Here is a 15,921-nt window from a genome sequence, read left to right on the forward strand (position 1 = left end):
CCTAAATTTGTTTGCTTCTTATGCCTGCCAGCATTGAGTTTAAAACAATAAAAAAAGCTAAAATAAAAAAAGCAGTGCATCGTGTGTGATGCACTGCCTTTTTTATTTATTATTACGATAGTCGATTCGAATTACTGTGATTACAATGGCGTTTGCTGAAAAAACTTCACCATAATGTCATAAATATCAGGATAAGCGTCGATTAGCTTTTGCGGGGTCTCAAAAAACACCTCGCTAAGCACCGCAAAAAACTCCGCTGGATTGGTCGCGCCATAGCGATCCAGTCCTGACTTGCGATGTTTTTGAAAATCTTCAAAATCACGGCTCATAATCTCAGTCCAGCGCGTCGGATCCATATCAGGCTGCAGGGGCGGAAAGCCATTGGCTTTGCCATTAAGCATATCAAGCTTGTGCACAAACTCATGAATGACGACATTATGACCGTCACGCTCACCTGAGTGCTTGGCGTCCTTCCATGACAGAATGACAGGGCCACGCAGCCATGCCTCTCCGCTACGATGTTGAGTACCCTCATGGACAATGCCAAACTCATCGACCGTTTTAGCCTGGCTTTTGTACGAGCCAGGATAGATGATAATAGACGACCAGCCTTTATACCATTCCAGCCCAAGGTTTAAAATCGGTAGGCAAGCCTGCAAGGCAATAGACAGTATGACTTTATCGGTAATTTCAAATCCCTGCGCACCGGTAATCGACTTGTCATCTAAGAATAACGTCGCCAGCTCAAACAGACGGCTCCTTTCGTCCTCATTTAGTCTATCAAGTATCACAATGCGCTTGGCAGCTTGCCGCCAATCAGCCGTGGTAAATTCACTATTATCTAATATGCGCTGCTCACGCCAGTCTTTTATCATGCTAAACATGGTTGTTCCTTAACGTTAAACGATGTGCAATGATGACAACACGCCCTAACATTACCTTAATAAAAATGGCGCAGTGTTGCTGGTCTTTGATGTTGCCACATCCCTAGGTGTGCCTTGAGCAACGACTTGCCCGCCTGCATCCCCTGCCCCTGGGCCAATATCGATAATCCAGTCGCTATTGCTGGCCACTTGCATATCGTGCTCAACCATAATGACGGTATTGCCCGCCTCGACGAGCGCGTCCAATTGCGCCATCAGCATCGACACATCGGCAGGATGTAGGCCAGTGGTCGGCTCATCAAGGAGATAAAGCGTATCGCCACGCTGGGTACGTTGTAGCTCGGTGGCAAGCTTGATACGCTGCGCCTCGCCGCCCGACAGTTCAGTCGCTGGCTGCCCCAGACGCAAGTAGCCAAGACCAACTTGCAAGAGAGCATCTAAAGCACGTAATATCGAGGCTTCTCCATCAAAAAACGCATAAGCAGATTCTACCGTGAGATCCAGCACCTCAGCGATGTTTTTATCTCGGTAAGTAATCGCCAACGTGTCATTATCATAGCGCTGACCGTGACAGACTTGGCAAGGCGCATAAACACTCGGCAAAAATAACAGCTCGACACTGACAAACCCTAGGCCTTCACAGTTGGGGCAGCGACCCTTTGGTGTGTTAAAGGAAAAACGGCCTGCATCATAACCGAATAATTTACGGACATCATCGAACAGCCCTGTATAGGTGGCAAGGTTTGAGCGCGGCGTACGACCAATGGCTTTTTGATTGATATCAATAAGGCGGCTGACTTTGTCCATACCAGCAATGATTTGGCCTTTAGTGACCGTCTCGATCTCCTGATCTAACAAATCCGCTTCATCAGTTGCAGCTTGGGTAACCACTTCTTTCCCTAAGGCTTCATTGACTAACTCAACTAGCGCCTGACTGACCAAGCTTGATTTTCCTGATCCCGATACGCCAGTGACACAGGTCATCACCCCTAGCGGAAACGCAATACTTAACCCTTGGATATTATTGCGCTCTATATCAGCAAGCTGTAGCCAAGCGCTAGGTTTTCTAAGCGGTTTTTTGTGCGTCGTCTCTTTATCGGTAAAAAGATATTGTGCGGTTGTTGATGCAGCAACCTGACGCAACCCCTCTACCGGGCCGCTATAGACAATCTCGCCGCCATGCGTGCCCGCCTTAGGCCCGACATCGACCACCCAATCGGCATGACGAATAACGCTCACATCATGCTCGACGACAAACACTGAATTGCCAGCGGCGATGAGCTCATCTAATGCACCCAGAAGTGCTTGCGTGTCAGCGGGATGCAGGCCAGCGGAGGGCTCATCAAGCACATACACCACACCAAACAGCTGCGAGCGTATTTGCGTGGCTAATCTTAGACGCTGCAACTCCCCTGGCGATAATGTCGGCGTGGTGCGCTCAAGCGACAAGTAACCCAAGCCCAGTCTCGTTAGTGCCTCAACACGCGCTAATATATCGCTAGCGATCCGCTGTGCGACGATGGCTTTTTCGCGGTTGGGGGTGTCATCTTCGATTTTTGCATGCGCTGTTTTTTCCAGCGTTAACGCCAAATCGGTTAAGGTAAGTTGCGACAGCTCGCCGATATCTAGCCCCGCAAACGTCACCGATAGCGATTCTTTTTTGAGTTTTTTACCGTGGCACTCTGGGCATACGGAGATTTGCATAAACTGTGAGACGCGCTTCTTGACCCGTGGACTTTGCGTGGTGGTAAAGGCATTTAAGATAAAGTTTTTTGCGCTGATATATGTACCCATATAGTTGGGCTTTTCACCTTTTTCAATCGCAGCACGCGTTTGCTCAAGGTTGTATTCAGGGTAGACGGGCACCGTTGGCGTCTCATCAGTAAACAAAATCCAGTCGCGAGACTTTTTGGGCAATTTGTGCCACGGCGTATCGATATCATAGCCAAGCGTGGTTAATATTCGGCTTAGGTTTTGTCCTTGCCAAGCACCGGGCCATGACGCAATCGCCCTCTCACGAATGGACTTGCTACCATCAGGTACCATCAACTCTTCGGTCACATCAAACACTCGGCCAATACCCGAACACATCGGGCACGCCCCCTCTGGGGTATTGGGCGAGAATGCATCGGCGTAGAGCATGTCTTGATCTGCTGGGTACTCGCCAGCTCGTGAGTACAAAATCCGCAGGCCGTTCGATATGGTCGTGACACTGCCAACGGAAGAGCGTACAGAGGGCGTGCCTCGCTGCTGCTGTAAGGCGACTGCGGGTGGCAGGCCTTCTATGGCATCGACATCTGGCTCGTCCACTTGATCGATCAGACGCCTTGCATATGGTGATACCGAATCCAGATAACGGCGCTGTGATTCGGCGAACAAAGTCCCAAACGCCAGCGATGACTTCCCTGAGCCTGATATACCCGTGAATACCACCAGCGCATCACGTGGCAAATCAACGTCGACGTTTTTTAGATTATGCACACGTGCGCCTCGGACTTGAACGTGGCTGTTTGGTGGCTTGTTTCGCTGATGATTGGGAGCGCTATAAAGGTCGCGCGAAATTGTGTTATTGTGCTTGGCCATACCGCAGTCTTTCCTCTTAACTCATTGTTATTATAAGATTTGATTATCGAGAGGTTAACACACCTAGGTTGTAGCCTATGACTGGGCTTACGTATTCATAGTATAGAGAGACAAAACGATAACTTGATACTTAAAAGAGTATAAAAATAGCGTGGTAAGATATTTTCTTAGCACGCTCTTTTTAATTAAAATTGACAGTTCATAGTAGTCTTTAACCTTAGCCCACCACCAGCCGCATCATCTGCGTGCTGATATAGCCGCCAAAGGTACCGACCGCATAGCCAAGAATACCCAAAAACACCCCAACTGGTGCGAGTGATGGATGAAAGGCGGTAGCGACAATCGGGGCTGAGGATGCGCCGCCTGTATTGGCATTGGAGCCCACGGCCAAAAAGAAAAACGGCGCACGAATGAGCCTTGCGACAGCAAAGATAATGACGACGTGAATACTCATCCATAAGAGACCGATGAGTAATAGCCGCCACTGCGAGACAATACCCGCTAGATTGATTTGCATGCCAATGGCCGCAATCAGGACGAAGATAAATACCGTACCGATTTTGGAAGCGCCCACATGATCAAGCCGGCGAATTTTGGTAAAAGAGAAGATCACCCCTATGATGGTAATGATGACCACCATCCAAAAGAAGCTACTGGCAAAGCTGTACTGCACCGCCCAGCTATAAGGCGCAAAGAACCCTGCAATTTGCCCGCCCAAAAAGTGCGCCACGGCTACCATGGCAAAGCATAAGCCAAACATCACCATGAGGTCATTTAAAGTCGCAGGCCGCGCATGGTGGCGCTCATAGCTCTCAACGGCGGTGATGACTTTGTCGATACTGCTGCTATCAGCTCTTAATAATTTATCAATTTTATCACTGTGTTTGGCCATGATAAGTATCGCCAGCAGCCATAGCGAAGCGTTGGTGGTATCGACCAGGATCATCATGCCAAATAAGTCATCACTGACCCCAAACAGCTCCTTCATCGCCGCTTGGTTGGCCGCGCCGCCAATCCAGCTACCCGCCACCGCCGAAAACCCACGCCACAAGGTGTCATCACTAAACATGCTGGGCGACACCCATTTGGCGATACCTAAGCTGATCGGACCACTGACGATAATGGCGATACTGGCGGCAAAAAACATGGCAATGGCTTTCCAGCCCAACCCCAATATCTTGGGCACATCCATCGACAGGGTCATCAGTAGCAAGCTGGCTGGCAACAGGTAAGTGGCGGTAAAACCATAAATCTGCGAGCCCACACCGTCTGCAAACACCCCCAAGCTATTGAGCGTTGCGGGTATAAAGCAGCATAGAACGATACCGGGCAGTACGGCATAAAAACGTCGCCAAAATTTACCAGGCAGCCCTTGGGTATAAAACACCAAACCGATAATGGCCATGATAATACCAAAGGCTAATGGCAGGCTATCGATTGCTAAACTTGAGGTGGCGGGCATCAGAGGCCTCCGAGTGTACGATTAATCAAAGCCCGTCAGTATAGACAAGGCAAAAAATAGGTGCAAGCAAGGATTCTGCATTCACCCGCGTTTATCCTATTTGTTTGATGATGGGTGGTTATTAAATAGCCAACACCATTTAGTCCTTATCTGCCACAAAAAAGCCAGATAACACGTATCTGGCTTTTTTGTATTGGGCGGCTTTTATGCCGCTATATATCACAGTGTCATCAACGCCAGCAATATTATGGCGCTGTATTACGAGTTTTTACCACGGTTGCCGCCGTTTGGACGACCTTGGCCACGGTTATCAGAGCGACCCGCTGGGCGGCCTTGACTACCACTTGGACGACCACGGCCTGTGGCTGCACGGTCACCGCGTGGGGCGCTATTGCCATCGCCGCGGCTTGGGCCACTACGCTTGCCCTGATATGGTTTACCACCAAAACGATCTTTTGGCTTGCCTGATGAATCACGTGACTTGCCAGCACCTTGGCCTTGGTAGCCACTGTCATTGCTGGCGCGCTGGCCTGTTGCTGCGCGATCGTTTGAGCGACCACGGCCACGGCCTTGACCACCACCGTTAGAGCGTCCGCGACCACGGCCACGACCGCGTCCTTTATTTTCGCTTGGTACGTAGGTTTTCTTAGGCTCCATGCCTTCGATGACGCACACTTCCATCTGACGATCTAAGTAGCGATTGATGGCGTTTAACTGTGGGCGATCATCCATACTGCATAGGCTGATGGCAACACCGGTACGACCTGCACGGCCACAGCGGCCGATACGGTGCACGTAGTCTTCTGTTTGACGCGGTAAGTCATAGTTGATGACGTGTGAGATGGCTGGCACGTCAAGACCACGGGCAGCAACATCAGTCGCTACTAGGATTTTGCATTTGCCATTACGCAAGTCTTGCACGATACGGTTACGCTTGCTTTGTGGCAAGTCGCCATGTAAAAAGCTGGCTTTGTGGCCTTGCTCTTGTAGCGATTTGGCCAGTTTTTCTGTGCTGCGTTTGGTCGCGGCAAAGATAATGATTTGGTCCATCTCTGGTTGGCAAACCACTTTATCAAGCAATCTGTTTTTGTGATCAAAATCATCACAGTAGTATACTTTTTCTTCGATGTGTGCTGACTCTACCTTGATAGACACGCGCTCAGGGTTTTTGGTAAAGCTGGCAGCGATTTTGCCGACAGGACCATCCCAAGTGGCTGAACACATGATCGTCTGACGATCGGTTGGCGCGGCGCTTAAAATATCACTGATGTCATCAGCAAAACCCATGTCAAGCATACGGTCCGCTTCATCTAGTACCAACACTTCAAGGTTTGATAAATCCACACGGCCTGCTTTGATATGGTCAAGCAAACGACCAGGCGTGGCGACGATGACCTGTACACCTTTACGTAGGGCGGTGATTTGACCGTTGTAAGGCGCGCCGCCGACCAATGGCACGCAGAACAAACCGCGCATGTCTTTTGAATACGTGCGTACGCTGTCATGCACCTGCTGAGCAAGCTCGCGCGTTGGCGTTAGGATAAGGGCTTTGGTGAGCTTATCAAAGCTGGTGGCACGGCTTAGACGATCGAGTACAGGGATAACAAAAGCGGCGGTCTTACCACTACCGGTTTGCGCAGACAACAATAGGTCGCGGCCTTGTAGGGCAAAAGGAATGGCTTGTTCTTGGATAGGTGTTGGATTGGTATAACCGATGCGATCAAGCGCGGTCAAAATCGGCTTGGCAATATTAAGATCGCTAAAGGTTGTTTTGTCTTCTGAGGCCGCGTCTGTTGCTGCTTGAGCAGTAGCGTCTGTGTTAGAGGTGTCAGTGTTTGGCGTATCGGTGCTTTCGATGATGCCGTTTTCAGCGGCGATGGCAGATAAGATATCAGTCATGAGAATCCTTGGTAAGTATAAGATGCTGTACATTCAGCAAGCTTGATGCATACCACTGATAACCGTTCACCACACTGCCTTTATGAGCTACCATCGAATCATATAACGATATCGATCGTTAGAAGCTAAGCGATTCAAGCCAAGCTTCTATCATAAATGCATGTGTGCTGTCTGACGTATTTTGGTGGTAGTGCCGAGTGTCTTATCCTTGCTTGCTATCAGCGTATTATCAATGCTTTGTCCAAAGCAGATAATCGAAAACAACAACCAATCCAAACCATAGTGATGATTCAGTAGATAAGATATGAGTCAAAAACAACGATAAAAACGTTATTTAAGTACACAAAATCATCGGCAACAATTACTCATGGTCAATCCTAGACCCAAAATCGCAGGCGATGTTATCAATCTCATAATTCACAAAAGCCTAAGCTTTCGTGGCGACGCAGTATAGCACAATAAAAAACTAATTGTAGCTATTTTTGCAATATCCTATTATTTGCCTATTTTTACCTCCGTGACATAGGTTGGCAGCTGCCACGCGCCGCCCGCCTCGATCATACGGCACAGTCCTGTGGTGCTTTCATGGCTTTTTTCAAATGCCCTGCCCGTCCATAGCCAATCAACCTGACTGATACAGTCGCCGATGCCGCGGCCTTTTTGTACCGAGCTTAGCTTGCCCTTGTCATAGCTGGTGGCACTGGTGGTCACCAAGGTCGGCTTATAAGGTTTTTTGTCATTAATGACCCAAACGCCACTGCCTGCATTATAGGCACTCACCCAGCAATCATGCTGCGCGAGTAATTGAGAGTTGTTTAAGCGGCTGACCCGCCATGGCGACTTATCATCTAAGTTTGGGCAGTCACGATCAGCATCTCTTAAGGTCTCTTTCATCAGCGCGGCAAGCTGGGACGACCTCATGACGAATTTTCGTTGACCGCTGGGCACAGCTTTCGGGTTGGGAGCGACAAACCTTATCTTTGGCGCAGGCTTGGGCGCCAAGACACTGCTATTGGGTTTGGCGGCGCCTTCAGCCTTAATAAAAGCGCTCGGTGTCCCTACTCGCCCCTGAAACTCATCGGCCTTGAGCATGACAGCGCTGGCCCCTTTATCCGACAACTGCCAGCGGGAGTTGCGCAAAACCAGCTCGATCTTACTCGTTTTGGTCAATGCCTCTAATAGCGCATTGACTTGCGTGGCGGTCAGCTCAGCGTTGCCAGCGGCAGCAGAAAAAGGCCGAGTCTCGCCATAGTCGCGCCCATTGATCAGCAATGATATACGGTGACGGCTGCCAAGCTGCATCAATGCCTTTGAGGAGCTTTCTTTGGCGCCGCCCAGCTTGATTTTGCCATCGACATCTGCATTTGCCCCAGCGCGGCGTACCAATAGCACCGAGACTGGAAACTCACTGTTGTTTTCTGCTTGATAGCCTGCCAGCCGGCAAGTGCGGGTGTTATCACAAGCCACCTGCCAGTCTTGACTGGTAAACTCGATACCGCCGCCTGCCGCCATGCTGGCTGTACTAACGACAGCGGCACCGATAGCAGCGACCAAGGGTATAGGAAGATGAATAAACTGAGAAAATGAGAGGGTGTTTTTTATCATAAATAAAAGTATCTTTGTTATTTTTTTAAAAGGTTTTGTTGTTTTAGGAATGAGATAATGTCTGGATATAAGCAGCTCACTACCTAACATAAGACCAGTCACGCCAGCCACAGGGTTTGGTCTGCTGTCTTGCTCGCTGCTATGTAACATCCGCATATGCAATATACGCCGCTGCTGAGCTTGGCAAGAGTTGCTAAAGCCTCCTAGCTTGATATCATCCTTCATAGTCGCTATCCATTAATAGACGATGTCTACGCACCTGTTATAAATGTGGCGACACGCTATCTTAACGTATCAATGTTTCTATCTGTTGTACTAATGTACCATTGTGTAATTAGATAAGTATACTGCTATTACAATATAAACATATATGAATATAGAATGACAAGTGCTATCTAAAACAGCGTAATAAGTATTGAGAAATCGAAAAAAGGCCGATAAGTCATCACTTATCAGCCCTATTGCTCTAACAATAATCAATTTGGCATAAAATCGAGATGCTGATATGCTCTATGTTACTGGTATAAATACGGTTATTGATTGATAGGTTTTAAGCTCAAGTCTACAGCGCGCTTGACCGCTGGACGCTCAGCGATATTTTGAGCCCAGCGTTTGACATGCTGATATTCATCGACTTGTAAGAATTCAGCCGCATCATAGAGCTTGCCAAGCACCAATTGTCCATACCATGCCCAAATAATCATATCAGCGATGTTGTAATCGCTGTCATCATTACCGCACATATAGCTGTGGTCTTTTAAATGCTTATCTAGCACATCAAGCTGCCGTTTGGTCTCCATCGTATAGCGGTTGATCGGATACTCTAAAGGCTCAGGTGCATATGCGTAAAAATGCCCAAACCCGCCGCCTAAAAACGGCGCACTGCCCATCTGCCACATGACCCAAGACAGACAATCGGCGCGCGCCTTGCCTAAAGATAGCGGAATAAATTTGCCAAATTTTTCGGCCAGATACATCATGATAGCGCCCGACTCAAAGATAGCGATAGGCTCGTCTGCCTCATCATGCGAGCGATCGACCAAGGCGGGAATCTTTGAGTTTGGGTTTATGTCTACAAACCCTGAGCCAAACTGATCGCCCTCAGAGATATCAATTTTATACGCATCATACTCAGCACCTTTGACACCCAGCTCAGCCAGCTCTTCTAAGAGGATGTTGACCTTGACGCCGTTAGGGGTGTTGAGTGAATACAGCTGCAACGGCGCGCCGCCCACCGGCAGCACTTGCTCGTGGCGCGCGCCAGCGGTTGGCCGATTGATACTGGCAAACTTGCCGCCATTGTCTTTGTCTTGCACCCATACTTTGGGCGGAACGTAGGCGGCGTTTGCTGTGCGGTTGTTATCAGCATGCGTGCTATGGTGATTGTTTTGTTTCATCATATCTCCTTACTATCGATCATTATTGATGCCTATTATTTATTGGTACTGAGGTATTAATCCCTAGGTTGTTAATGGTTTTATCAGTGCCTGTTATCTATCCGTTGAGTGTCGGCTGTTTTTATTTAAAATGTATCAGTCATTACTATAACGACACTTTGCCTTGATATTAAAGCCCTCTCTTGTAAATAAGCGCTTTTTGACCATACCAGGTGACCATGCCAGCGCCCAGGCTCTAAGCTTATGGTCAGCTCTGGGTGCAGTTTTTGATGGTTGCTTTTTGTGCGGTGATGTTTGTTTTTATCGCCTTCTTTTATTGCTACTGTTTATCGTTGCTATTTATCGTTACTTTGATTCACTGTTATTATATGCCGCTGTTTCTTATACTACCCAGCTTGTGCCACTTATCGGCTGTGGCTGCTTCGCTCGCGAATAAACAGATCATTTGCTGATTAACACCCAATATCCAATGAGAGTCACATGGTAACGCTAACCCCAACGCAAGATAAATACCTACCCTACGTGTTAGCGGTGGCGCTGTTTATGCAGATATTAGATGCGACTATCTTAAATACCTCGCTGCCGCAGATGGCACAAGCTCTCGGCGAGTCGCCGCTAAAAATGCAATGGGCGGTGATCAGTTATGCGCTGACGTTGGCGATTTTTATTCCTATCAGTGGCTTTTTGGCGGACAAATACGGTACGCGGCGTATATTTTTGACTGCCATTGTTATTTTTTCTATCGGCTCGCTACTGTGCGCAGCCTCGCCCACGTTGGATTTTTTGATAGGCTCACGGGTGATACAAGGGATTGGCGGGGCGATGATGACGCCTGTTGCGCGCCTAATCTTGGTCAAGTCTTATCCGCGCAATAAGCTGCTAACTGTCATGAACTTTGCCGTGATACCGGCCTTGGTCGCGCCGCTCGTGGGGCCGGTGCTGGGCGGCTATATCGTCCAGTATGCCAGTTGGCATTGGATATTTTTGATCAATATTCCGATGGGTGTTTTAGGGTTTGTTATGGGCAAAAAATTGGTGCCTGCGTTGTTTGAAGACACCCAGCGCCTTGATTGGTTAGGCTTTGGGCTGTTTGCCGCTGCGGCATGCGGATTTACTCTCGCCGTAGAGTTTGGCTCGCAGGTAGGCCGCGGCATATATGGTCTGCTGCTAGCGGTGGCAGCCAGCGTATTGCTAGGCGCTTATGTGGCACATGCCAAACGCCGCCCCGCGCCTTTGTTTCCACTGAGCCTATTTGATATTCGCACCTTTCGTATCGGCATTACGGGCAATTTATTTACCCGTTTGGGCATCAGCGCTGTGCCGTTCTTACTGCCATTATTATTACAAGTGGTGTTTGAGTATTCGCCCTCGCAGGCAGGCTGGCTGCTTGCGCCTATCGCTATTGGTGCTATCGGTATCAAGCCTTGGGTCAGCAAAATCATCCAGCGCTTTAGCTATCGCAAAGTTTTGGTGTTAAACACACTGCTCATCGGTATACTCATCATCTTATTGGCGCAGTTCAACGACCCTGATAATTGGTTATGGTTTATCCCGCTGCTTATCGTGATGGGCGCGTGTAACTCTATGCAGTTTAGCGCGATGAACACCATTACCATTGGTGATTTGGAAGGCGCGCAGACCAGTAGCGGCAACAGCCTCATGGCAGTCAATCAGCAGCTAGCAATTGGCTTTGGTATTGCCTTTGGGGCAGCGGTGCTCAACCTGCTACGTGAGCGCTTTGGACTAGACACGCTGGCAGCGTTTCAAACGACTTATTGGGTACTAGGGATTTTGACCATTTTATCAGGACTGTATTTTTTACGACTCAAGCCTGAAGATGGTCGCGGTTTATATTAGGGCTTATGTTAGGTACGTCTCACAGGCAACAAGCAATCGATAGTTGTCTTAGCGCTTTATCATTATAGACACCTGTCTTATAGACATAAAAATACCAGCTTGCCCTTTGCTATATCTTAAAAGATACTCAAAAAACAAGCTGGCAAGTCTCAGTCAAGAGTGGCTAATTATGGTGCGTCGTCGTCATGCATTTGTGACTGAATATAACGCTCAACCCCGATACTTTGTATCAAGTCTTCTTGAGTCTCCAGCCAGTCGTCATATTCCTCATTACCATCTTTTAGCGTGACCAATAGCTGGCGTGATACATAATCGCGCTTTTCTTCACATAGGGTAATTGCATCAGTGATAATAGCAAATTTTTGCTTTTCTAAACGCAGGTTGCACTCAATCATCTCAGGCACGTCTTCTGCAAGGAACATCTTGCCATAATCTTGTAAGTTTGGCAGACCGCCTAATAATAAGATACGCGCAATCAAATCATCCGACCACTTCATCTCAGCGATAGACTGTTTATAAAGATGCTCGTTTAATGCTTCAAGCCCCCAATGACGAGCAATACGCGCATGCAAAAAATACTGATTGATAGCAACTAATGACTGTCCGAGTACTTTATTTAAGGCGCGAATGACCTCTTTATCCCCTTTCATCTTCTCTCTCCCTACTCTATTTAATCTATGATGCGTGCTCTAAATATTGCAGCTTAATATAGCTGTGCTGTGACGATACTAGACAATATCAGGAGACACTTCTGCCATCTGGCTTTGTAGATAATTTGGCAGACCGATCATATCGATAAGGCGCAGCTGCTGCTCTAACCAATGCGCATGGTCTTCTTCAGTATCTTTGAGCTGCTCGACTAACATCTCGCGGGTGACATAGTCGTGCTCTTCTTCACACAGCACGATACCGTCTTTTAGATGCTGCTGTACTTGATACTCTAAATCAAGGTCAAACTGTAGCATCTCAGGGACGGTGCTACCGATGTTGATCTCATTGACGCTCATCTTTGGCGTACCGCCAAGCATCAAAACACGGCGGATAATGGCCTGCGCGTGCAAGGTCTCATCTTCCATTTCATGATGAATGCGGTCGTATAGCTTGCCGTAGTGCCATTCAGCATACATTTCTGAATGAATAAAATACTGATCACGCGCAGCAAGCTCGCCGCCCAATAAAAAATTTAAATAATCAATAACTTTTTGGCTACCTACCATATCTTATACTCCTATCGTTGTCTCGCAGATTACATTCACAATATTGCATATAATAAAAGCGTTATTGGTAAACTGCTTAGTAAAGATTAAAGTCCGTCAGACTTCTTACAATATCAGACAGATATAGTAGCATATAGAGGTGCTAGCGCTTGTAATGTTATGAACTAAGAATAAGATGCTAATTGAGAATCATAATTAACTAGCATGGCTGATGAGCGCGTCATCAACCAGTATATTAGATAGAGGCAGTACGTGAGGTAGAGATTTCGTGAAAGGATGGTGGTGCAAGAGGTATACGCAGGAAAAAAATGGGGTGGTTTCTGGGGCTACCCTACACTGCATAAGCAAGCGCATCGAGCTTGGCATGATGTTCGTCTAGGAAGTCGTTGACCATAGGCTCACAGCAGCCGCAACAAGTCGCCACATCGAGCGTGTCTTTTAGGCCTTCGAGCGTATCGACACCCGAAGCGATCGCTGCTTTGATTTGCTTGTCTTTTACGTCATTACAGATACATACGTACATAGATTGGCTCCTTTACGTGATAGGTATATCATAACGATAACTATTATCATTTTCAATAGTGTTTGCTGCATTTATCACCCTATCTTTGACTACGCAGTAAATAAATACAGACAGATATCCTGAAAAATAAATTCATGTAACTAAATATAAGTATCGATGTAACCGAACGGTATCAAAGGTAGCAAATTAACGACGAACTGTAATTTAGCTCAATTTTTAATCGATTTTATTGACGACTGCTGTTATATTGACCCCCTATTAACAACGCCCTATTGGAATTATGCTATGTCTGATAATAACTTTATGATACGACCTATTGATTTGTTTAAAGTCTTATCTGATCCGACTCGTCTAAAAATATTTCAAATTCTTTTTAAAAAAGAAGCACGCTGTGTGGGCGAGTTGGTTGAGATATTGGATCAGCCGCAGCCAACCATCTCACGCCATCTAAATCACCTAAAAAAACTGGGTATCTTAAGCTGTGTGCGTGATGGGACTTGGATGTGGTACGAGGTCGCGGATGACTTGCCAGAGTGGTGTCAAGAGATCTTAGAGATCACGCATGAGCAGACATCGTTGGATGCAGATATGAAACCTGCCTAATAGATAATCAGGCATGAAGCCATAAAAAAAGACCTATAAAATTGTATAGGTCTTTTTTTATGGCGTTTTATAGCTTATGCACCAACTGGCGTGTTTGCCGTATCCGATCAAGCCAAATCTAAAAAATCACTGACAAAGGCATTGGCCGGCTGGTGTATCAGCGCCTCTGAGGTGCCCACCTGCTCTACTCGTCCATGATTCATCACCACGATCTCATCAGACACCGCCCTTGCTTCTTCTTGATCATGAGTGACCATAATGCTGGTGATACCCAGCTCATGGTGGATGTTTTTTAGCCACGTGCGCAGCTCTTTACGTACCTTGGCATCGAGTGCGCCAAATGGCTCATCAAGCAGTAATAATTTGGGCTTGACTGCCAAAGCTCGTGCCAGTGCAATCCGCTGGCGCTGTCCACCAGAGAGCTGATGCGGATAGGCGTTGGCGACTTGGGGCAATTGCACCAACTCTAATAGCTCATTTACACGCTTATTGATATCGGCCTTGCTAGGACGCTTGTCTTTTGGTAACAGCGTCAGACCAAACGCGACGTTATCGGCGATGTTTTTATGGCGAAACAATGCATAGTGCTGAAACATAAAACCGATATGGCGCTTTTGTACTGGGGTGTTGGTAACATCCAAGTCATCAAATAATATCTGCCCTGAATCGGCATACTCAAGACCGGCGATGATGCGTAGCAAGGTGGTCTTACCGCAGCCTGAGGGCCCAAGCAAAGTGGTTAGTTTGCCAGTTGGTACGGTGATATTGATATTGTCTAAGGCGGTAAAACTGCCAAATTTTTTATTAACGTTGCGAATCTCAATACTCATAATCGTGTCTCTTATTCACTTTTGCTTATCGTGGCAGCGTCTATGCTGGCGACAGCGTTGTGGTAATCAATCTTTCGTATAGGCCGTCAGCTGTTTACACATTTCCCGAGCTCTTAGCTGCCTGCGCCGCCGTCTTATAGGTGTCGGCCGCATTGGTAGCATTGGCGCTCACTGGTAGCTCAGGCGCAGCCGCGAGACGTGCCGATTTGGCAAATTTGCGCGCTTGCATCTTGGTCATGACCTGCTGAATCAGTAGTGTCACCAGCGCCAGTGCCGCAAGCAGGCTTGATAAGGCAAAAGCGGCGGTAAAATTATAATCGTTATAAGCAATCTCGACCAGCAGCGGCATGGTATTGGTCTCACCGCGAATATGACCGGACACTACGCTGACTGCACCAAACTCGCCCATCGCTCGGGCATTGGTCAAAATCAAACCATAAAGCAGCGCCCATTTGATATTGGGCAAGGTGACATGCCAAAAAGTCTGCCAACCACTCGCGCCCAATGTCAGCGCCGCTTGCTCCTCACTGTCGCCTTGCGTCTGCATCAGCGGTATCAGCTCACGTGCCACAAATGGGAAGGTGACAAACAATGTCGCCAATACAATGCCTGGTACCGCATATATCACCTGAAAACCCATACTCTCAAGCCAGCCGCCCACAGTAGAGTTGAGACCAAATAACAACACAAACATGAGACCTGCGACCACAGGTGATACCGAAAATGGCAAATCAAGCAAGGTGGTGACCAGCTGCTTACCTTTAAACTGATAACGTGTCACCAGCCAAGCAATTGCAATCCCCATCACCATATTGATCGGCAACACGATGCCGGCAGTGATCAAGGTCAGCTTAATCGCTTGTAAGGCCTCAGGATCGACCAAGGAAGCAACATACAGCTGCCAGCCGTTTTTAAAGGCTTCATAAAACACCGCAAGTAGCGGTACGACCAGCATCACCACCATAAACAGTACAGCAATGGTGATAAAAGTGCGACGTATCCACGGTGTGTCTTTGGTCGCAGGATTGCTTTGGTAATCATAGCTATTGGATATCTGCATA

The 15,921-nt window shown here is 47.7% G+C and carries 12 protein-coding genes and 1 pseudogene; 2 read left to right on the plus strand and 11 right to left on the minus strand.

What is annotated here, in order from left to right; all coding sequences use genetic code 11:
- Nucleotides 1–140: 140 nt before the first annotated feature.
- From BTV99_RS02765 to yghU, 6 genes are all read right to left on the minus strand, one after another.
- Nucleotides 141–884, minus strand: a complete 744-nt coding sequence (locus BTV99_RS02765; protein ID WP_075100843.1) for a zinc-dependent peptidase — start codon at nt 882–884, stop codon at nt 141–143.
- A gap of 51 nt (nt 885–935) precedes the next feature.
- On the minus strand, nt 936–3,467 hold the full coding sequence (locus tag BTV99_RS02770) for an excinuclease ABC subunit UvrA (protein WP_083608494.1): 2,532 nt from the start codon (nt 3,465–3,467) through the stop codon (nt 936–938).
- Nucleotides 3,468–3,684: 217 nt separating this feature from the next.
- On the minus strand, nt 3,685–4,929 hold the full coding sequence (locus BTV99_RS02775; protein ID WP_075100844.1) for a DUF819 domain-containing protein: 1,245 nt from the start codon (nt 4,927–4,929) through the stop codon (nt 3,685–3,687).
- Between the two features lie 258 nt (nt 4,930–5,187).
- Complete coding sequence (locus tag BTV99_RS02780; RefSeq protein ID WP_075100845.1) at nt 5,188–6,828, minus strand: DEAD/DEAH box helicase; 1,641 nt, start codon at nt 6,826–6,828, stop codon at nt 5,188–5,190.
- 495 nt (nt 6,829–7,323) lie between these two features.
- Nucleotides 7,324–8,433 (minus strand): DUF1176 domain-containing protein, encoded by a 1,110-nt coding sequence (locus BTV99_RS02785; protein WP_256713714.1) that lies wholly within the window; start codon nt 8,431–8,433, stop codon nt 7,324–7,326.
- Nucleotides 8,434–8,966: 533 nt separating this feature from the next.
- Nucleotides 8,967–9,830, minus strand: a complete 864-nt coding sequence (yghU, locus tag BTV99_RS02790) for a glutathione-dependent disulfide-bond oxidoreductase (protein WP_075100846.1) — start codon at nt 9,828–9,830, stop codon at nt 8,967–8,969.
- 480 nt (nt 9,831–10,310) lie between these two features.
- On the opposite strand from yghU, the gene BTV99_RS02800 reads away from it, so the two are divergent.
- On the plus strand, nt 10,311–11,687 hold the full coding sequence (locus BTV99_RS02800) for a DHA2 family efflux MFS transporter permease subunit (protein WP_075100848.1): 1,377 nt from the start codon (nt 10,311–10,313) through the stop codon (nt 11,685–11,687).
- A gap of 167 nt (nt 11,688–11,854) precedes the next feature.
- Here the strand turns inward: BTV99_RS02800 and bfr (BTV99_RS02805) are convergent, their stop codons facing one another.
- From bfr (BTV99_RS02805) to BTV99_RS02815, 3 genes are all read right to left on the minus strand, one after another.
- Nucleotides 11,855–12,337: a bacterioferritin gene (gene bfr, locus BTV99_RS02805; protein WP_075100849.1), complete on the minus strand. Its 483-nt coding sequence runs from the start codon at nt 12,335–12,337 to the stop codon at nt 11,855–11,857.
- A 78-nt stretch (nt 12,338–12,415) separates the two neighbouring features.
- Complete coding sequence (gene bfr, locus BTV99_RS02810) at nt 12,416–12,904, minus strand: bacterioferritin (RefSeq protein WP_075100850.1); 489 nt, start codon at nt 12,902–12,904, stop codon at nt 12,416–12,418.
- 331 nt (nt 12,905–13,235) lie between these two features.
- A complete protein-coding gene (locus BTV99_RS02815) occupies nt 13,236–13,427 on the minus strand; it encodes a (2Fe-2S)-binding protein (protein ID WP_075100851.1) in 192 nt (63 codons plus the stop codon).
- Nucleotides 13,428–13,712: 285 nt separating this feature from the next.
- Here BTV99_RS02815 and BTV99_RS02820 point away from each other — a divergent pair, with 285 nt between their 5' ends.
- Complete coding sequence (locus tag BTV99_RS02820; RefSeq protein WP_075100852.1) at nt 13,713–14,030, plus strand: helix-turn-helix transcriptional regulator; 318 nt, start codon at nt 13,713–13,715, stop codon at nt 14,028–14,030.
- A 110-nt stretch (nt 14,031–14,140) separates the two neighbouring features.
- Here the strand turns inward: BTV99_RS02820 and BTV99_RS02825 are convergent.
- Nucleotides 14,141–14,860, minus strand: a pseudogene (locus BTV99_RS02825) (sulfate/molybdate ABC transporter ATP-binding protein); the annotation flags it as partial.
- A 94-nt stretch (nt 14,861–14,954) separates the two neighbouring features.
- Entirely contained in the window at nt 14,955–15,920 is a 966-nt protein-coding gene (cysW, locus tag BTV99_RS02830; RefSeq protein ID WP_075100854.1) for a sulfate ABC transporter permease subunit CysW, read from the minus strand.
- Nucleotide 15,921: the final 1 nt, after the last annotated feature.

This window comes from Psychrobacter sp. Rd 27.2, from assembly GCF_001921755.1.
Taxonomy (GTDB): Bacteria; Pseudomonadota; Gammaproteobacteria; order Pseudomonadales; family Moraxellaceae; genus Psychrobacter; species Psychrobacter celer.

Coding starts and splice junctions, on each gene's coding strand:
- BTV99_RS02780 (WP_075100845.1), bottom strand. CDS start 6,828: ATGACTGATATCTTATCTGCCATCGCCGCTGAAAACGGCATCATCGAA.
- BTV99_RS02800 (WP_075100848.1), top strand. CDS start 10,311: ATGGTAACGCTAACCCCAACGCAAGATAAATACCTACCCTACGTGTTA.
- BTV99_RS02770 (WP_083608494.1), bottom strand. CDS start 3,467: ATGGCCAAGCACAATAACACAATTTCGCGCGACCTTTATAGCGCTCCC.
- bfr (WP_075100850.1), bottom strand. CDS start 12,904: ATGGTAGGTAGCCAAAAAGTTATTGATTATTTAAATTTTTTATTGGGC.
- BTV99_RS02775 (WP_075100844.1), bottom strand. CDS start 4,929: ATGCCCGCCACCTCAAGTTTAGCAATCGATAGCCTGCCATTAGCCTTT.
- yghU (WP_075100846.1), bottom strand. CDS start 9,830: ATGAAACAAAACAATCACCATAGCACGCATGCTGATAACAACCGCACA.
- cysW (WP_075100854.1), bottom strand. CDS start 15,920: ATGCAGATATCCAATAGCTATGATTACCAAAGCAATCCTGCGACCAAA.
- BTV99_RS02820 (WP_075100852.1), top strand. CDS start 13,713: ATGTCTGATAATAACTTTATGATACGACCTATTGATTTGTTTAAAGTC.
- BTV99_RS02815 (WP_075100851.1), bottom strand. CDS start 13,427: ATGTACGTATGTATCTGTAATGACGTAAAAGACAAGCAAATCAAAGCA.
- BTV99_RS02785 (WP_256713714.1), bottom strand. CDS start 8,433: ATGATAAAAAACACCCTCTCATTTTCTCAGTTTATTCATCTTCCTATA.
- bfr (WP_075100849.1), bottom strand. CDS start 12,337: ATGAAAGGGGATAAAGAGGTCATTCGCGCCTTAAATAAAGTACTCGGA.
- BTV99_RS02765 (WP_075100843.1), bottom strand. CDS start 884: ATGTTTAGCATGATAAAAGACTGGCGTGAGCAGCGCATATTAGATAAT.